General features: G+C 56.1%; 14 protein-coding genes. 8 read left to right on the forward strand and 6 right to left on the reverse strand.

The features are described from left to right. Nucleotides 1–6 precede the first annotated feature (6 nt). Both WMO36_RS05125 and WMO36_RS05130 read left to right on the forward strand, forming a co-directional pair. The gene (locus WMO36_RS05125; RefSeq protein WP_099570691.1) at nucleotides 7–735 is read left to right on the forward strand and encodes a response regulator transcription factor; all 729 of its coding nucleotides are present in this window, start codon (nucleotides 7–9) and stop codon (nucleotides 733–735) included. A gap of 34 nt (nucleotides 736–769) precedes the next feature. Further along, nucleotides 770–1,846: a sensor histidine kinase gene (locus WMO36_RS05130; protein ID WP_099570692.1), complete on the forward strand. Its 1,077-nt coding sequence runs from the start codon at nucleotides 770–772 to the stop codon at nucleotides 1,844–1,846. Between the two features lie 42 nt (nucleotides 1,847–1,888). Here WMO36_RS05130 and WMO36_RS05135 read toward each other — a convergent pair whose 3' ends face one another. After that, nucleotides 1,889–2,593: a ComF family protein gene (locus WMO36_RS05135; RefSeq protein WP_250778727.1), complete on the reverse strand. Its 705-nt coding sequence runs from the start codon at nucleotides 2,591–2,593 to the stop codon at nucleotides 1,889–1,891. Nucleotides 2,594–2,613: 20 nt separating this feature from the next. Beyond that, on the reverse strand, nucleotides 2,614–3,420 hold the full coding sequence (locus WMO36_RS05140; RefSeq protein ID WP_271724620.1) for an HAD-IIB family hydrolase: 807 nt from the start codon (nucleotides 3,418–3,420) through the stop codon (nucleotides 2,614–2,616). A 76-nt stretch (nucleotides 3,421–3,496) separates the two neighbouring features. On the opposite strand from WMO36_RS05140, the gene WMO36_RS05145 reads away from it, so the two are divergent. Then, nucleotides 3,497–3,925: a metallopeptidase family protein gene (locus WMO36_RS05145; RefSeq protein WP_099570695.1), complete on the forward strand. Its 429-nt coding sequence runs from the start codon at nucleotides 3,497–3,499 to the stop codon at nucleotides 3,923–3,925. Here WMO36_RS05145 and WMO36_RS05150 read toward each other — a convergent pair whose 3' ends face one another. The 3 genes from WMO36_RS05150 to WMO36_RS05160 are packed head-to-tail and all read right to left on the reverse strand — an operon-like array spanning nucleotide 3,926 to nucleotide 8,889. After that, nucleotides 3,926–5,458: a DUF5719 family protein gene (locus tag WMO36_RS05150; protein WP_099570696.1), complete on the reverse strand. Its 1,533-nt coding sequence runs from the start codon at nucleotides 5,456–5,458 to the stop codon at nucleotides 3,926–3,928. Further along, complete coding sequence (locus WMO36_RS05155; protein WP_099571148.1) at nucleotides 5,455–8,556, reverse strand: glycosyltransferase family 2 protein; 3,102 nt, start codon at nucleotides 8,554–8,556, stop codon at nucleotides 5,455–5,457. Before WMO36_RS05155 ends, WMO36_RS05150 begins: the two co-directional genes overlap by 4 nt. Nucleotides 8,557–8,589: 33 nt before the next feature. Continuing rightward, the gene (locus WMO36_RS05160; RefSeq protein WP_099570697.1) at nucleotides 8,590–8,889 is read right to left on the reverse strand and encodes a WhiB family transcriptional regulator; all 300 of its coding nucleotides are present in this window, start codon (nucleotides 8,887–8,889) and stop codon (nucleotides 8,590–8,592) included. Between the two features lie 263 nt (nucleotides 8,890–9,152). On the opposite strand from WMO36_RS05160, the gene WMO36_RS05165 reads away from it, so the two are divergent. The 4 genes from WMO36_RS05165 to WMO36_RS05180 all read left to right on the forward strand — a co-directional run bounded on the left by WMO36_RS05165 (nucleotide 9,153) and on the right by WMO36_RS05180 (nucleotide 14,326). Beyond that, on the forward strand, nucleotides 9,153–10,559 hold the full coding sequence (locus WMO36_RS05165) for an LCP family protein (protein ID WP_435374615.1): 1,407 nt from the start codon (nucleotides 9,153–9,155) through the stop codon (nucleotides 10,557–10,559). A 73-nt stretch (nucleotides 10,560–10,632) separates the two neighbouring features. After that, entirely contained in the window at nucleotides 10,633–12,075 is a 1,443-nt protein-coding gene (locus tag WMO36_RS05170) for an LCP family protein (RefSeq protein ID WP_180753413.1), read from the forward strand. 84 nt (nucleotides 12,076–12,159) lie between these two features. Continuing rightward, entirely contained in the window at nucleotides 12,160–13,938 is a 1,779-nt protein-coding gene (locus WMO36_RS05175; RefSeq protein WP_144171295.1) for an FtsK/SpoIIIE domain-containing protein, read from the forward strand. A 109-nt stretch (nucleotides 13,939–14,047) separates the two neighbouring features. Continuing rightward, nucleotides 14,048–14,326 carry a WhiB family transcriptional regulator gene (locus WMO36_RS05180; protein ID WP_003835265.1) on the forward strand — a complete coding sequence of 93 codons (279 nt, stop codon included), beginning with the start codon at nucleotides 14,048–14,050 and terminating at the stop codon, nucleotides 14,324–14,326. A 120-nt stretch (nucleotides 14,327–14,446) separates the two neighbouring features. Here WMO36_RS05180 and WMO36_RS05185 read toward each other — a convergent pair whose 3' ends face one another. Beyond that, nucleotides 14,447–15,931, reverse strand: a complete 1,485-nt coding sequence (locus WMO36_RS05185) for a sensor histidine kinase (RefSeq protein ID WP_180753414.1) — start codon at nucleotides 15,929–15,931, stop codon at nucleotides 14,447–14,449. A gap of 143 nt (nucleotides 15,932–16,074) precedes the next feature. Between WMO36_RS05185 and trhA the strand changes: the two genes are divergently transcribed. Further along, the gene (gene trhA / locus WMO36_RS05190; RefSeq protein ID WP_099570703.1) at nucleotides 16,075–16,962 is read left to right on the forward strand and encodes a PAQR family membrane homeostasis protein TrhA; all 888 of its coding nucleotides are present in this window, start codon (nucleotides 16,075–16,077) and stop codon (nucleotides 16,960–16,962) included. Nucleotides 16,963–17,005: the final 43 nt, after the last annotated feature.

Below are 17,005 nucleotides of genomic sequence, written 5' to 3' on the forward strand. Positions count from 1 at the left end.
AAAGCTATGCTCAACTCATCAGCACAACCCACAGCGACTCCACGCACCGTTCTGGTGGTCGAAGACGAGCCGACACTGGCCACTGCCATTGCGCAACGCATCACAGCGGAAGGCTGGACGGCACGTGTGGCATCTGACGGTGCCAGCGCGGTTCAGGCCGCCACGACCCTGCGTCCTGATCTGGTCATCATGGACATCATGTTGCCTGTGATGGACGGGCTTGAGGCCACGAAACGCATTGTGGCGGAACGTCCTGTGCCAGTGCTGATCCTGACGGCACGAGACGACGAGGCCGATAAGGTCATCGGCCTCGGTGCCGGAGCCGATGATTACATGACCAAGCCGTTCTCCATGCGCGAGCTCATCGCCCGCTGCAAGGCGCTGCTGCGCCGTGTGGATCGCGCCAAGGTCATCGCCAAGAATTCCGAAAACGAGAAGCTCCTCGATTTCGGTTCCTTGGTCATCGATCCGGCGCAACGCATCGTCACCGTCGACGGCAAGCAGGTGCATCTGACTCCTACGGAATTCGATCTGCTGGCCACGCTGGCTCGCAAGCCAAAGTCCGTGCTCACCCGCGAGAAACTACTCGAAGAGGTGTGGGATTGGGTGGATGCCTCCGGCACCCGCACGGTCGACTCGCATGTCAAGGCGCTCCGCCACAAGCTCGGCTCGAAGACCATTCGCACCGTGCATGGCGTCGGCTACGCATTCGAACCGCCGGAACCCCAGGACTAATGCTTGAGGAACTATTGCGCTAAGATTCGGTAGTATGCGTGCTACCGATACGAAATCAGGGCGTTCGGTCAATCCATTGGAAACCGAACGTCCTATTGGTTTGTTTTCATCGCTCAAAGTCGAATTGAGCGTTCTTATCACCATCTCCACCGCCATCGCATTCATCATGGCGTGGTTTCTGCTCAAAGTCGGCCTGAGCGTATGGATTGCCATGCCAATTACCCTTGCCGTAGCTTTGGGCATCACCTACTTCTTCTCCAGAGGTCTCACCTCTCCCCTGCGCCAAATGCGCGACGCGGCCGAAGCGATGGCCGACGGCGACTACACCGTGCGCGTGCATGTCGATTCCAATAGTCGCGACGAAGTCGGGCAGCTTGCCCTCACCTTCAACGAAATGGCGGAAGAACTCCAGCATGCCGATCAGATGCGCCGAGATATGGTGGCCAATGTAAGCCACGAATTACGCACGCCGGTATCGGCACTGCAGGCCATGGTCGAGAACATGGCGGATGGCGTGGTCGAGCCCACTCCCTCGAATCTGGAAAGCATCCTCAACCAAACGCATCGTCTATCCGACCTGATCGCGTTTCTGCTTGATCTTTCGCGCATGGAAGCCGGTGCGGCAAGCCTGCGGATCGAAATGTTCAATTTCGCGGATTTTCTCGATGAAACCGTGGAACCTTTGGAAATCGCCGACGCAGGGCATGCGCACGACATTGAAATGCATGTGCCCGACGATATCGAAATGGAAGGCGACAAAGACCGCTTGCGCCAACTGTTCACCAATATCATCGCAAACGCGCTCAAACATTCCGCAGACAACACCAAAGTGCTTATCGAAGCGCATGAAAACAAGGATTTCGGCACCATCGTCACGAATGTCGTCAATTTCGGCTCCCAGATTCCGCAAGAGGACCGTTCCGATATCTTCCGTCGTTTCGTCAAGGGAAAAACAGGACCGGGCACCGAATCGGGAGGAACCGGCCTTGGACTGTCAATCGCACGTTGGGCCGCCCAATTGCATGGCGGCTCGGTGATGGTCGTCGACGATCCGCGCGGCGCCGATTTCGAAATCATTCTTCCGAAATATCATACTTCGGATGACGAATAAATATTTTCGCGATCAATACTGTGCTTGCATTGACTCGTCCACTCACTTTCCCGCCGGAGTGTGCGCCAGTGCGAGCACGGTAATAACCGTGGCACCGTTCTTCCGCATCGTCTCGACACAACTGCGCATGGTCGCGCCGGTCGTAACGATATCATCCACCAAAATCACCATCGTATTCTGCAATGAAACCGAAGAACGCACCGAAACATGCCCTTTCAAGCGCTGCGAACGCTGCGCCGCACCCTTGGTCTGCACTGATTTTCCTTTGATGCCCTTGTTTTCCAAGGCGTCGCATACCGTCACCTTGCAATCTGTTTGCCGTTGAAGAAAACTTGCCAGCCGTTTGACGATCGGCATCATGTGCCTTCGTCCTCGACGCCGCATCGAAGCGCGCGACGACGGTGCCGGAACCACGAAAACGGCACGGTAGGAGTTTTGCCTGCCACGAATGAAATCAATGACGCCAGATATTTCAGCAAGTCTGCATATGGCTTCAGAAAACGGCCGGTCGCATTCCTCATCCCCATGGTCCTTCCATGCGAGAACCGCTTTTCTGACGGTGCCGCGGTACCATCCGCATGCAAACCAGCTTCCCATCGCAACGCCATCGAAGATCTGAGCGGAAGAATGAGAGAACAACGCCATGCAGTCTTCGCACAACACGTCGTCCGGCTTATCACAGCCGGCACAACCTCTGGGAAACAGCAGATCGATAACCTGCGAACATGCCCTCGTCATTGAGTCCATGCGCGGACTTCCATCCGGTTCTACCGTGACAGACTGGCGATGATTCCACCGCACAGCTTCACGGTATCGTTTGGGCAGGTGACCTTCACCGCCCTGGCACCGGCCCGCGCCGCAGGGTAATCATTGCCATCGGGATCCATACGATCCCCTACGAATACGATCTGGTCCACTTCAATGCCAAGAATATCGGCCAATTCCCGGACCGCAAACGACTTGTCGACGTTTTTTGCGGAAATATCAACACTGCTGGCTCCACCCGGACGCACCTCAAGATACGGCAAATCGGCAGCAACGGCCCGCGCCAAACGATTTTTCTTCTCATTGGTCGGATCCCATGCCTCCTTAGCCTCGATGGGTGCAAGCTGCCCCAATGCGGAGAACGTGATCTGACTGCCGCGGTTTTCGATGCGCTCTCCCCAAACATGGGTGAGCCATATGTTCTGCTCGCGTGCATTACGTTCCAACGATTCGTAGGCTTTCGCACGATCCTCTTCACTGAGGTCGTGAGCGAAGACCTGCATCCAATTCGCACCATCCCAACGATAGTATCGCGTGCCGCTGGTCGGCATAAGATGCAGATTCGCCCGGTTTGCCTGCCCTGTCAGCCGTTCCACCACCTGGCTTTTCAGCAACGCATACTTGCCTCCGGTGATCACCGCGACATCGATCAGTGACGTCAATGCGGAGAAGCATTCGGCCATATCGTCCTTCATCGGTTTTTTTGACCTTGCCAGTGTATTGTCAAGATCGAAGGCGATAAGTCGTACCCCAGCGCACAGATCATCGATATTCACGTCATTCCAACAGGGCACGGAAATATCCGTCATGATCGTTCCTCCTATGTCGGTGCAATGAACAATATGGTATCGCATATTCACGCAAAGCCCTGATATGGTAGAGGTCATGTATCAATTGCCTTGGGAATCAACCGTGTATAGGAATCGTCATGGTCGTGGAACGAGAACGCCGATGTTCGGCACGAGACTTCCACGGTACCGCACACGAAGCGGCATGTTCGACGATATGCTGGTTGCGCAGATTCGCAGGCTCAACAATGCGTGGCCGGAACTGGTGGCGCCGGTGCAGTTTGCTGTCGAGGATGTGCCACCATCCGACCCGGCGCCTTGGGAGGCCACCCCACATTTGGGGTCGCAGTCGTTTCCTGCCGAGCATGGCATACCGCCGCGCATAGTGCTGTACCGTATGCCTTTGCAGTCGCATGCGCGCAGCCGCATGGATCTTCAGCTCGCGATTCGAGACGAAGTGGTGCTGCGTCTTGCGGAACTGTATGGGCGCCGTCCTGAGGAGATCGACCCGGATTGGGGTATGTGATCAGCGCACGATGGTCATGTTCTGATTGGACCACACCTGTTCGCGGGCTTCCTTCAGATCAGTTGCACCGATAATGGACACTCCGGCCAGCTTTGCATCCGAAACGTCCTTCTGGCTTACGCGGATGTTCCACACCATGGATTGATTCGGATCGGTGAGACGGACCGCGGCCACGTCTCCATCATTGACATCCGCCAATTCGACCGTGGTTGAGGCGCCGGCTTGGATGGTGATGTCACTCTGATCCACGATACCGCCGGCCTCGTTATATGACGTCAATGTAGCCGTGCGATCGTCGTCCGATGTGTTGGTGACGCTCACTTGCGCCGTGGCATGGTCGGGGACGGCCATGGCGGAGACATTCATTGGCACCGAAGCATTGACCAAAGCGAAATCAGCCTGATCGCTATCTCCATCATTGGTGACTTTTGCAGCAGCCATTACCGGCTCAGTGGCGCTGATGGTGAGACCGGTCGCCGATTTGGGAACGGAACCCAAGTCGATGACCGAAACGCGATTCGCCTCAAGCGTCTGCCGATTGGTGTTCTTCATTCCTTTTCCGTCCGTCCAAGATACCGTGACGTCGGACTGCCGGGACGGATACACATACAGATTGACGGCGTCGCCTTCCGACAATCCGTTAATCGCCAGCGCCTTCGCTGAAGCATTGTTGGGGACCGCATAATCCGAACCTTTCGAAGTCAGACCGTCCATTGCGATCGTGCGGACCACGGCAGCGACCGGAGTATCCGCACTGGACACGGTGACATACAGGGCGTCCTGTTCGGAAGCCGCCGCGGCAAGGTTCAATATGGATTCCTTGCCCGCTCCCACCATCAACGTCGAACCTGTAGACAACGCCAAGGCACCGGCTTTGTCGGATCCCCAGACCTTGATGTTCACCGACGTGGCTTTGGCTGAAGGATTGGCCACAACCAGCTGCTGGGTCATGCCTGTTTTGGTGCCCGGCACCATCAACGACTGGTTCAAAGCCGGTGTGACGCAGGAAGCCGCGGAAACGCCTTTCAAATCTCCATCAGTGGCCCAAGACATCATCGAGGAAGCCGCTCCCGTTCCATCGGAAGCCGACAACAAACGGGTGTCCTGCAACTGGGAACCGTCATCGACGGTACCGGACGCAATAAAAACATCATCGTCCGATCCCTCATCATCCTTGTTCAGTACCAACGCCGAAGTGGTCTCATCAGCGCCAAAAAGTCCTACGGAGGAACGGAACACCGCACCGAATGCCGTGTAACGCGCCGACGATGCGATATTGCCGTTGGACGCCTGATATTCACTGTCACCATACGCACCGGTATCGGCAATCGTCATTCGTGCAGGGCAATACGTTTCCAGCTGGCGGGGGCTGACCGTACGAGACACGGACGAGCGTTGCGTCGCCGGCGAATCGGCATGAATCCATGTCGGACGATATACCGCAGCCACAGCCACCAATGCGACGATGACCAGCACCGACGCAACCGCCAGCACCACACGCCAAACCGTTTTGGAACGGGAATGCTTACTCATGCTTCCTCCTGACCCTGACGCCTCATGCGCGGAAGCGCAACCAAGCAGTACGCAGCAATAACAACCCCCATGCACCACAGCCATGCCTGGCGCCAAACGCTCGACTCCGCCTGGCGATACCCCTTGCGGTCGATATGTTGCTTGGCTGTGTCTTGAAGGGTAAGACGATAGTACGTCCCCGCATCGGTGCTCACAACGTTCTGCGTACCATCCGAAGCGCTGATATTAGAATTCAACTGGTCGAATATCTGCTTTTGCGCCTTGTCATCACCGGAACGCACCACATATATGCCGCCGAATCCCAATTCACTCAAATCGGCAACGGCATCGGAATCAGCATTCGACAATAGCTGAGCACAATCCTTCGCAATCGCCTTGCTCGCATCATCGGAACGTCCGAAAGCCACTTCGACGCGCTGCGCCGGAGAACCGTCAATCAAATCACCTCGACGGGTGCGCATCACACTGTAGCTGATGGAACCTGTGCTATCCGCACGTACGGCAAGCACACGTCTCGCCTCATCCTGCGCAAGGTAGTCGGAAGCGACGATAGGCAGTCCCGAATCGCTGGCAGCGACCGTGTCATGATCTCGCATGATGAAATCGAAACCGGCACTCGCCACAACAGATGCGGCGATCAAGACAACCAGTACGATTCGCACGGTACGACCGGCAATAATGCCCTCAGAGGATTCATGCCCTTCAATCTCAACATTACCGGCGGGCCGCTGCCACAGCATGACGAATCTTTGCACCGCACTGCCGGCGACCATGCACACGCAAGACAGCAACCCCATCATCGTGAACGAAACACCTGGAAGCACGGAACCGGCCACGGCTCCGTCGGAGTCGACCGCAACCACAACCGCAGCGGAAAGCAGCGAAGTAGCCAAGCCTGCTATCGACACAACCCACATCATGCGCGACGCACGAAGTACAAACGGCAGGAACAGCGACACCGCGGCGAGAAGCACAATCAAGGCCAATATCGCCACAGTCGCATACTGCCATGCCTCGCCTGATAGGGTAACGCCGAACGCGCGGGAAACAATATCCGAAAGATTGGCGATCATCGGACGCCCATCATGCGCCGACGACGGCAACATCACGCTACCGAAAATCTGACGCCAGGTGCCAGCTCCCGCGTAACGTACCGCATTGACCAACGTCGGCGCACATACGAACGCAGCCGGCAGCGGAATCAACAGCAGGGTCGTTCTATGGGAGCGCACAAGCATAAGGAACACAAGGAACGACAACATCAACGGCAGCAACAATTGCGGTTCGGCGGCTACAACGGGAATGAAGCATAACGCGGCAAGAGCGGCGGCCTGCACGGAAGCCTGAGGCTTGAGCAAATCCTCCGTTCGATACATGCCCACAGCTCGGAAAGAGAACGCGAAAGCCCCGGGGAGGAACACCATAACCGTCATCATCGCCACATCGGCATCGTTATATACGCTCATTGACAACGATATGGCGAACCATGCCAATGCGGTCACGCAGCGTACCGTGTCAGAGCGGGTGAAGATTCCAGCCAAAGCCCAGAACGACAGCACCATCAACGGCGCTGACAGGAAAAACACCACAGCGACGGCGGTCGCCACATGCCCCGCAGTGAACACGGAAACCACCATGAGCGTCAACAGCCATGGCGCACTCGGCGCGCTGACGCCGGTTCCCGCGGTATACGCCCACGACGTGGTGGCGGCGCGGACCAGCTGGACAAAGCTTGCGTCGGTCGGCAGCAATGTATGCGAATACATCGATGCACCGGAGCACACGCTACGGAACACATTCCAATACAGGAAGACGATCCAAGCGAACGCGATCAACGCAGAAGTGAGGGCAAATCCCCACCTGCGCATCAGCCTTTTGCGCAGATGCGCTTTGGCGAGGGGGCTAAGAATCACCGTGCCATGCTGGTCGAGGAAAGCCCGCCTGCGATCGTTCCATTGTTTGATTTGCTGACGGCTCGCCTGCAATGCTGACAGTGATTTCAGAGAAACCTTGCTTTGCTCGCGCAGCCTGGCGCGAGCGCGCCATGCGCCCGGCAGGTAGAGCAGTGAACGCCACGGCAAAGCCAGCTCGCAACAGGCATGGTACGGCTGCTTACGGGTGAGGCAGAGCACGGCCAAGCCCAGCGCCTTGATAATCGACCAGATCCACAGCAAAGGCCACCAGGAACGATGCACATCCGTGTACGCATATTTCGTGTTCGCCTCACGCTTCGCAAGATATGGATCGACGCGGCCATCCTCGTCTTCGACCGGCTGGCCACTTTTGGAGCGTACGCCGTCGAACCGTGCTCTTCTATGGGCAATCCGAGCCTGTGGCACCACCACCACACGACCTCCACCCAGGCAGATGCGCCGGCATAGATCCATGGATTCGGCGAAGGTGCCAAACCAGGAATCAGCGCCCTTCCACGTTCGCAAGGCAGCCAATGGAACCAACGCGCCGGAAAGCGAAACTGCCAGCACATCCTGCCGGCCATCATACTGTTCCTGATCGGGTTCCCCATCCACCACCAAAGACACAAGATTGTGGTGTCCCGCATACAGACCGACGTTATGCAGGTTTTTCGCTTGCCAATCCAACTGTTTCGCGCCGAGCAAAGACGCCGTCGGCGTGTTTCTCCAAGCATCAAGCAATGCTTCGAGGCATAGCTCGTCGGCCGGCCTGGAATCGTCGTGCAAAGTCCACAGTGCGCTGACCTGGGCGTCAAGATCGATCTGCCGTATCGCGCGAGACACGGCGTTCGTGAATGACGTCGCGCCTTTCACCCCTACCAGAACAACACGTACGGTTTTGCTTTCAGGAACTTCCGTAAGCACGCCAGCCGGCGACGGAATGACGTCAAACGTCATCTGCATGGGCTGTTCTACCTGATTAGTGCAATCTGCAACGATGATGGTACCCGGAAGCACACGCTGTGCGAGCACCGCCGCAAAGGTGGAAGGGAAAAAGCGTAAATCGCTTTGCGCGGTAATCACCGCAGCCACGGACGGATCGGCATCCTGCCGGTGGGAGTACGGCCTGCTGTTAAGCATATCGGTCACGATTCCCTGAATATCGCTGCTGGCATTAGAATTCATAATTTCCAGTGTACGCACGGGGCATGCCGTACGTCATGCTTGTTCCTTGTGTTCCTTCTTGTAACGACGACGCTCGCGTTCGCTCAAACCACCCCAAATGCCGAATCGCTCATCGTGTTCGATGGCCCATTTCAGGCACTGTTCGCGGACCTCACACTGGGCGCACACGCGTTTGGCATCCCTAGTGGAACCGCCCTTTTCAGGAAAGAACGCCTCCGGGTCGGTTTGGGAACATAAGGCCCTATGCTGCCAAGAAACATCGTCATCGCGCTTGAACAAACCCCACAACTCCGCAAGCGGATTGTCGGAGGACTCATCGATCACGCCCCACATGCGTCCTCCCCATATCTATACATATGCACACTTCAGTCGTGTTAAATTACACACATGCAATTTCTTTTTGTCAAGTTTTCCGCCGTGTCAATAACCTTGATTCAAGAAAAATGTGGTATATGGAACGACCGGGACGATGGGGGTCTGAAGCAAAATCAGTGAAAATCGGGGAACATCTCTATAATCCCATAACAGAGTAGTGGTATGTTCTAGAACGCGTTGAGATATGGCGTGATCTTTTGTATAAACAGGAAGGCGATACCGTGACCACATCACCAGCCGGCGATAAGCTTCCTAACGTCAATGGACTGCGAGATGCACAGCCGCGACACAGCCTTGGATATCGAGTGCAGCATCGCACGAGGACGATAGTCGCTTCGGTCATCGCGGCGATGCTAGTGTTCTCGGGAACCGCGGCAGCCGCGACATGGTTGGATGTGAATGGCATCATCAAAAACCATTCAGTGGAAATTATCGGTCAAGGTTCACTTGATGCCAACACGGCGATCATCGACCCAAATTCCGGCAAGCCTATCGAATTCGTACTCATCGGGCAGGATTCCCGCGATGGCAAGGAAAACCAGTCCGTCGGAGGCGATTTCGACGATGTGGTAGGCAACCATCAGGCTGACACCACGATGGTGGCGCAGATTTCCGCGGACCGCACCAAAATCAACCTGGTTTCCATTCCGCGCGATTCCTTGGTGGATGTGCCTCAGTGCGAGACGACCAATGGCACGATTCCCGCGCAATACAACGTGATGTTCAATTCAATTTTCGCGAACGCATATCAGACCGGCGGCGATCTCGCCTCGGCCGCAAGCTGCACGTTGAATGCAGTGAACAGTCTCACCGGATTGAACATTCAGAACTTCATCGTCGTGGATTTCGCAGGTTTGGTCAAGATGGTCGACGCCGTGGGAGGCGTCGACCTGTGCATCCCGCAGGATGTCGACGATCCCTACACCAGCCTGCAGCTCACCAAGGGACTGCACCATCTGAATGGATATCAGGCGACGCAGTACGCGCGAACCCGCCATGGTTTGGGAGATGGTTCCGACACGTCGCGCACGACCAGGCAACAGTACCTCATCAAACAGTTGATGAACGAGGCACTCAGCAAGAATCTTCTCACCGATACCGCACAGCTATATCAGCTGGCGAAATCGGCGTTGCAATCACTGTATATTTCGCAAGGCATGGCCGACACCGCCGCACTTGCAGGTCTCGCCATGAGTCTCAAGGACTTCAATCTGTCCAACCTGTATTCGCAGACCGTTCCGGTAGTGTCCGCGCCGTCGGATCCGAACCGTTCGGTCTGGGCCGATGAGGCGGAGACGCTTTGGGAAAAGATGCGCGCGGACAAGCCGATTTATGGTTCCGATGAGTCCGAGGCGAACACTAATGACGGCAGCGCAGACAATTCCGGCGATTCCACCGATACTTCGGCTGAAAGCACCGACAATGCGGGTTCCCAGGAAGCAGCACCCACGCCCGATCCAGTTACTGGTCTGATCACGCAAGCCGATGGCACGCTGATCGATCCGAACACCGGCGGCACGGTCGACCCTGAAGATGGTTCCATCCATGACGCTCTTACCGGACAGTACATCGGACTTGCCGACCGTTACCTCAATGCGACGGTTTGTGCCGTTCCCGCAAAGAACTAGACCGCTTTCACCGAATCCGTTCCTACACGGTGTAAATGGTGTAGGAACGGATTTCTTTTTGGAGGATATTTGTATGAGTGAAGAGAACGGCGGCAAGGATCCCATGTCCGTACCACCGAGCTTCATCCCGTCCGCAGGGCGGAAGAAGACGGAACCACAACCTCATAAATCCCCGGTTCCTCCGAAATCCGGCTCCCAATCGATTCCGAGCTTTTCTCCTGCCTCGCAACAGGCCCGTTCTAGCGCTTCGCATTCGGCCAGACGATCCACGCAATCGGCTTCCGCAGCGCCATCCGCAGCTGCGTCGGGCACACCGCAAAGCTTCCGCCCTGCCGCACGTTCCGCCAGCGGAACACGCAAACCGGCCACGTCCTCTCCCGCCTCATTCGCACCTGTTTCAGCATCGCATAATCCGAAACGTACGGTACAACAGGTACGAGGCTCCTCCTCCAGACCAGCAAGCACACCACGAATGACCAACCAAGGCACCTCAAGACAAAACATGGCCGGCTCCGGCGCATCGGCATTGCAATCCGTCGCAAAAAAATCCGTTCGACCGCACGGAAAGCGCCATGTGGGAAGAACCATTCTGATCATCTTCCTTGCCATAATCCTCTCTTTGGGATTGTCGACATTCTCCGCATGGAATTGGGTGGACGGGCAGCTCAACAAACAGTCCTGGCTGACCGGCAAAGCCGATACCGCCGGCGAAAGCTGGCTGATTCTCGGTTCTGACGAGCGCGAAGGCACCATTGGCGACGCGGGAGACGTGACCGGTTTCAGAACGGATACCATTCTCGTACTCACCAAGCCGAAATCCGGCTCGTCCTCACTGATTTCCATTCCGCGTGATTCCTTGGTGGAAATCGACCAAAACTATATGAAAATCAATGCGGTCGCGCAACTGTATAGCGGAAAACAGCTGGTCAACGAGGTTGAAGACATCACAGGGCAGAAAATCGACCATGTTACCATGGTGCAGTTCGGCGGCCTTGTCAAAGTGGTCGACGCCCTTGGCGGTGTTGAATTGTGCTACGACCAAGACGTGGATGACCCGTACTCCCAACTGCACTGGACTGCCGGTTGCCATACTGCCGACGGCAACACCGCGCTTGCGTTCTCTCGTATGCGTTATGCCGACGCGCAAGGTGATTTCGGACGTGCGGCCCGTCAGCGCCAGGTCATCAACGCCATAGTGAAAAAGGGCGCATCCAAGAATACGCTTCTGAACTTCGGTAAGGTCAAGAAAGTAGCGGAAGCGGCGTTAAGCTCCGTGACCGTGGATGAGAAGGCTTCGACCTCATCGCTGCTGCACATGGCCTTGGCCTTCAAAAGCGCTTCCGGAGACCAAGGCATTTCGGGAAGCGTCTACTGGACCGACCCCGACTATTACGTTGATGGCGTTGGCTCCAGCGTGTTGTTGGATGAGCAGAAGAATCTCGAATTGTTCTCCGAGCTGGCCAAAGGCACCCACGAGGCAGGCACTGTAGGCACGCTTGCCGAACAGCAGGGCTGACATTCCAGTCGGAGGATGTGGATAACTCATCCTCCGACCACAACCCTGGTTTCAGCTTGCACCCACTTATCCGCATTGCCCACTATGGCGGGTATGAATGGCAAGAACAAACGCAAGCATACCGATGGATTCAATGAAAACCGACTGATGCTCATCAGCTGGGCCGCGCCTGTGCTGGCGCAGTTCGCCATGCTTGTCGCGATGGTCGCGCAACGACAATGGCTGTACGTGGCTATGCTTGCTCCGGGGCTTGTCGGCAGCGCAATGTCGTTGATATCCATGGCATTGCGGTTTCGTCAGAAACAGCAGCATGACGAACCTACGGACCCGGCGCCGTCGAAGGTTGCGGAAACGCTAGAGCGGGCCATTGACCGATCACCATTCGCCGCGATGCCCCGTGTATGTTTCGAACGCCTCTACGGTTTGGATGACGACATGCTGCCGTGGCGTACCATCGCCCGAACGTGGCTCTCCCCCACATCCTCCTGCCCCTTAGGAATCACGCAACGTGGCTTGTTCCATACGGATTTGCAACGATCAGGCCCGCACGCGATGGTTGCAGGCACCACAGGATCGGGAAAATCGGAACTGCTCATCAGTTGGTGTCTATCGCTCGCCATGCAGCACAGCCCGGACGATCTGCATTTCGTGTTTCTGGATTTCAAGGGCGGATCGACGTTCAATGCCTTGGAACAGCTTCCGCACACGGTTGGAAATGTTTGCGATCTTGACCTGTCCCATGCGGTCCGTGCACTGAACGCCATCGAACAGGAACTGATTCGGCGTGAGACTTTGGTGAGCGCCGAACGTGTCTCCCGTTTCGACCAGCTGGCCAATCCTCCGGCAAGACTGGTCGTGGTCATCGACGAGTTCCACGCACTTCGCGACCGTCTGCCCGACTATATGCAACGGTTGAACCGTCTTGCATCGCTCGGCCGTTCCCTCGGCATGCATTTGATTGTCTGCACGCAAAATCCCATGGGCCAGGTTCATGCCGATATGAAGGCCAACATGTCGCTAAGCATATGCTTAAGGGTTACGGACCAGATGCAGTCGAACGAATTGATCGGCATACGAGACGCGGCGTTGATTCCTCCCCATATGCCTGGCGCCGCCTATTGCAATGACGGACAGCGCACCACGCCCTTCTTGTGCAGCGCGGTTCGAGATGTCAACCGACTTATCCGCAACATCGACACAGCCGCACGATTCCATGCTTGCAAACACCCCGATCTCTTGTTTTCCGATCCGCTCGCCCGGCATGCGACGCAATCCGATCTGTCGACCACAACGAACCGGCCATGGCACGAAATTCCTTTCGCTCTTGCTGACGATGGCGTGCTTGTACATACCGCCGTTCTTGACGTGAGCCAACAAAACATCGCCATTATCGGCGCTTATGGCAGCGGTAAAACCAATCTGCTGCTGCATTGCGCACGTTGGCTGTACGACACAGGTCGTGCCAATATTCGTTTCACACGCAAAAGCGAACATGGCATGGTGACGGATGACGGAAGGCCCTCGTCTTTGTATGAACGCAGCATCTGGATTGTGGATGATGCGGACGATCCGCTCAATCCTTTTTCCACTTCGCCTGAAGCGAACGAACTGCGGGAGGCATTGGCAAATCCCAATATCACCGTGATCGCAGCTACGGAAAAACCCACTTCCGCACTGTTGGACCGATGCCCCACCCGTGTGGCTTTTCCCAGCGGAGAACGTTCCAACGATCTGATGTTGGGCATTCCCGGCGCGATTCTGGACGGATTCTCAGCGGATGACTATACCCTCCACGGTCGTGGCGTGCTTATTCAGCAGGCCAAAGCCTGCCCTATTCAGTGTGTAGAATTTCAAGGTTTTTGACGATTCGTGGGATTCTTTTCGTGGAAACTCTTGAAAAGTCGCACGATTCGTGGTTATCTGAGTAACGGACTTACATGCCTTACATGGCAAGAGGAAGGCGATTAATTATATGAGCAGTGCTTTTGACTGGCGCGCCAAGGCCGCATGTCGAGACAAGGATCCGGAGCTGTTTTTCCCGGTCGGCAACACAGGCGCCGCCTACCAGCAGATCGAAGAGGCCAAGGCCGTTTGCCGCACCTGCAAGGTGATTGACGCGTGTCTGAAATGCGCTCTCGACACCAATCAGGATTACGGTGTTTGGGGCGGTCTGAGCGAAGACGAGCGTCGCGCGCTTAAGCGTCGTGCCATGCGCGCCCGTCGTTCCCAGGCTATGCAGATGCAAATCTAAAGGTTTTTCGAAGATCCGTCATTCGCATACGCTCTGCGAATAGCAACTTACAAAAAGGTCCGGTTGACTCCTAACAGCCAACCGGACTTTTTTATGCCTTCCGAATCGCTTTCGCGTTCATCAGTCCTGCGCCGCACGCAGCTTCATGTCAAGCACCACTCGGGTGCCGCCGCCACGGCGAGGTTCCCAACGGACCGTACCGCCGAAATCGTTCTTGACGAACGTGCTGATGATCTGCGTGCCCAGACCGGACCCGGAGGAACGCGCCATGCCGTCATGCTCCTCATTGGCCAAACCGATGCCATCATCTTCAACCATGACATTGAGGTTGTTGCCGCCACGACCCACGCAAATCGTGATGTGCCCGTCTTTTCGGCCTTCAAAACCATGTTCCACGGAATTGGTGATCAGCTCGGTCAGCACCAGAGACAGCGGCGTGGCATCCTGCGCCGGCATCATGCCGAATCGTCCGATGAAATCAATGTCGATGTGCTGATCGCGCATGGTAGCCAAATCCACAGCCATCTTCAACAGACTGGAAATGACCTTGTCGTAGTCGACGATCTCATCGGCGGTCTGACTCAAGCCTTCATGAACCATGGCGATGGTCTGCACACGGCGCTGCGCCTCTTTCAGCTCTTTCTTGACTTCTTCGGACTTGGTTTTACGTGCCTGCAGTCGCAGCAATGCGGAAACCGCCTGCAGATTGTTCTTGACGCGATGGTGAATTTCGGAAATCGTCGCATTCTTAGTCTGCAATTCCTTTTCACGGCGACGAAGCTCGGTCACATCTCGGCATAGCACGACAGCGCCAACACGGCCATTGGCCTCCATCAACGGCAGCGAACGCATGGACACTGCAGACTTGTTGGCGTCAAGTTCAGAGTCGACGGCAGCCTTGCCACTGAGCACCAGAGGGAGGGTTTCCAGCACGGGATCGTTCTCACGTAGCAGTTTAGTGCCGATTTCGCTCAGGTACTCCCCCTGTATGGTGCTGACCGACCCCAAACGTCGGAAGCAGCTGATGGCGTTCGGCGAAGCATATCGCACGATGCCGTCGACGGTGAGTACGATGAAGCCGTCCGCCACACGCGCATTATGACGCTGGTTCATGATCGGGTTGCGGTACGGGAACTGGTCGCGCGGAATCATCTCATACAGCTGCTTGCCCGCGCTGATACTTTCGGATTCGTAACGTCCATTCGACTCTCGGGTGGCCAAGTTGGTTTCACGTACCACCAAACCCAGAGTCTTGCCGTTGTGGCGTACCGGCGCATATACGTTGCATACCGTGGACCCACCCACCGTGCGAAGCACCGTGGAACGGAACACCGACTCGGAGGCCATCGCAGCATCCAATTCAGCGCGCATCCCCTCCTCAACAACGTCGCCAACGACGTCATCGGTTATAAGGCTCATCACCGTGGATGGACGACACTGCTCGGCGATGATGTATTTGCCCTCGCCATTTTGCAAAATGAGCAGTAGGTCGGCAAAACTCAGGTCGGCAATCACCTGCCAGTCGGCGACCAAATGATGCAGCCATTCACGATCTTCGTCATCGAAATCGGGACGGGTCGTCAAGATATGTGAGAAATCAGCCATGCAGTCCATCATACGCATTACGCCAGAGGTTTTGCACGACACGTGCACATATTAGCCGAATATCATTGGGAAGAGAAATTGACATATCCATGAGTTACGGTAACGTAGGTTACGGTTCCGTAACTTACAGTGGAGGCACGCAGATGGCGAAACCCACAGACGCTCAGATCGAGGAAAAACGCGCGATCATCGCAGAAGCGCGCGAACAGGCGCTTCAAGCCAAGGCCGATATAATTCGCGTGAAGGCACGCAACAAGGCCGAGAACATTCGCAAGAAGGCCGATGGCAAGGCGAAAATGGCCATTGCCAAGGGTGAAGCTCGTGCCGCAAAAATAGAAGGCATCACTCCGACGGAAATCGAACGGAAGATTCGCCTTGACGTGCACGGTCGGCCCAAACCGGCGATGCGCGGCTGGATTCATGCCGTGGCCGCCCCCCTAGCATTGGCGGCCGGCATCGTACTGATCTGTCTGGCTCACGGTACCGGTTTGAAGTGGGCGTGTGCCGTGTTCATGACGTGTTCGCTGGTGTTGTTCGGCAATTCCGCCTGCTACCATTTGGGCGATTGGTCGCCTCGCGTTACCGATGTGCTACGACGCATCGACCACATGAATATCTTCCTGCTGATCGCAGGAACTTATACGCCGGTCTCCTTTGCGCTCGAACCGTTCTGGCGCAATTCAATCATCGCAGGCATGTGGATCTGCACTACCGTGGCGCTCATCATTCACGTCATCTGGATCAGCGCCCCACGCTGGCTTTACGTGATTGTGTATATTATTTTCGGTGTTTCTGGCGTGGCATTCATGGGATTGTTCTGGATTTCACCGTACGCCGGTCCGGCTGTTGTGGTGCTGTTGGCCGCAGGCGGCGCCTGCTACATCGCCGGAGCCATCGTATACGCGCTACGCAAGCCTGATCCATGGCCGAAGGTGTTCGGCTTCCATGAGATTTTCCATTGCGGCACTGTCGCTGGTTACGCATGCCATATGGTGGCGATCTACATGGTGATCGTGCAGCTATGGCCGTAAGTTCAGGTCATATCTGACTGCAGTTTGACGAAATATACGAAAA

It is taken from the genome of Bifidobacterium hominis (assembly GCF_040095915.1).
In the GTDB taxonomy this organism is placed as follows: Bacteria; Actinomycetota; Actinomycetes; order Actinomycetales; family Bifidobacteriaceae; genus Bifidobacterium; species Bifidobacterium hominis.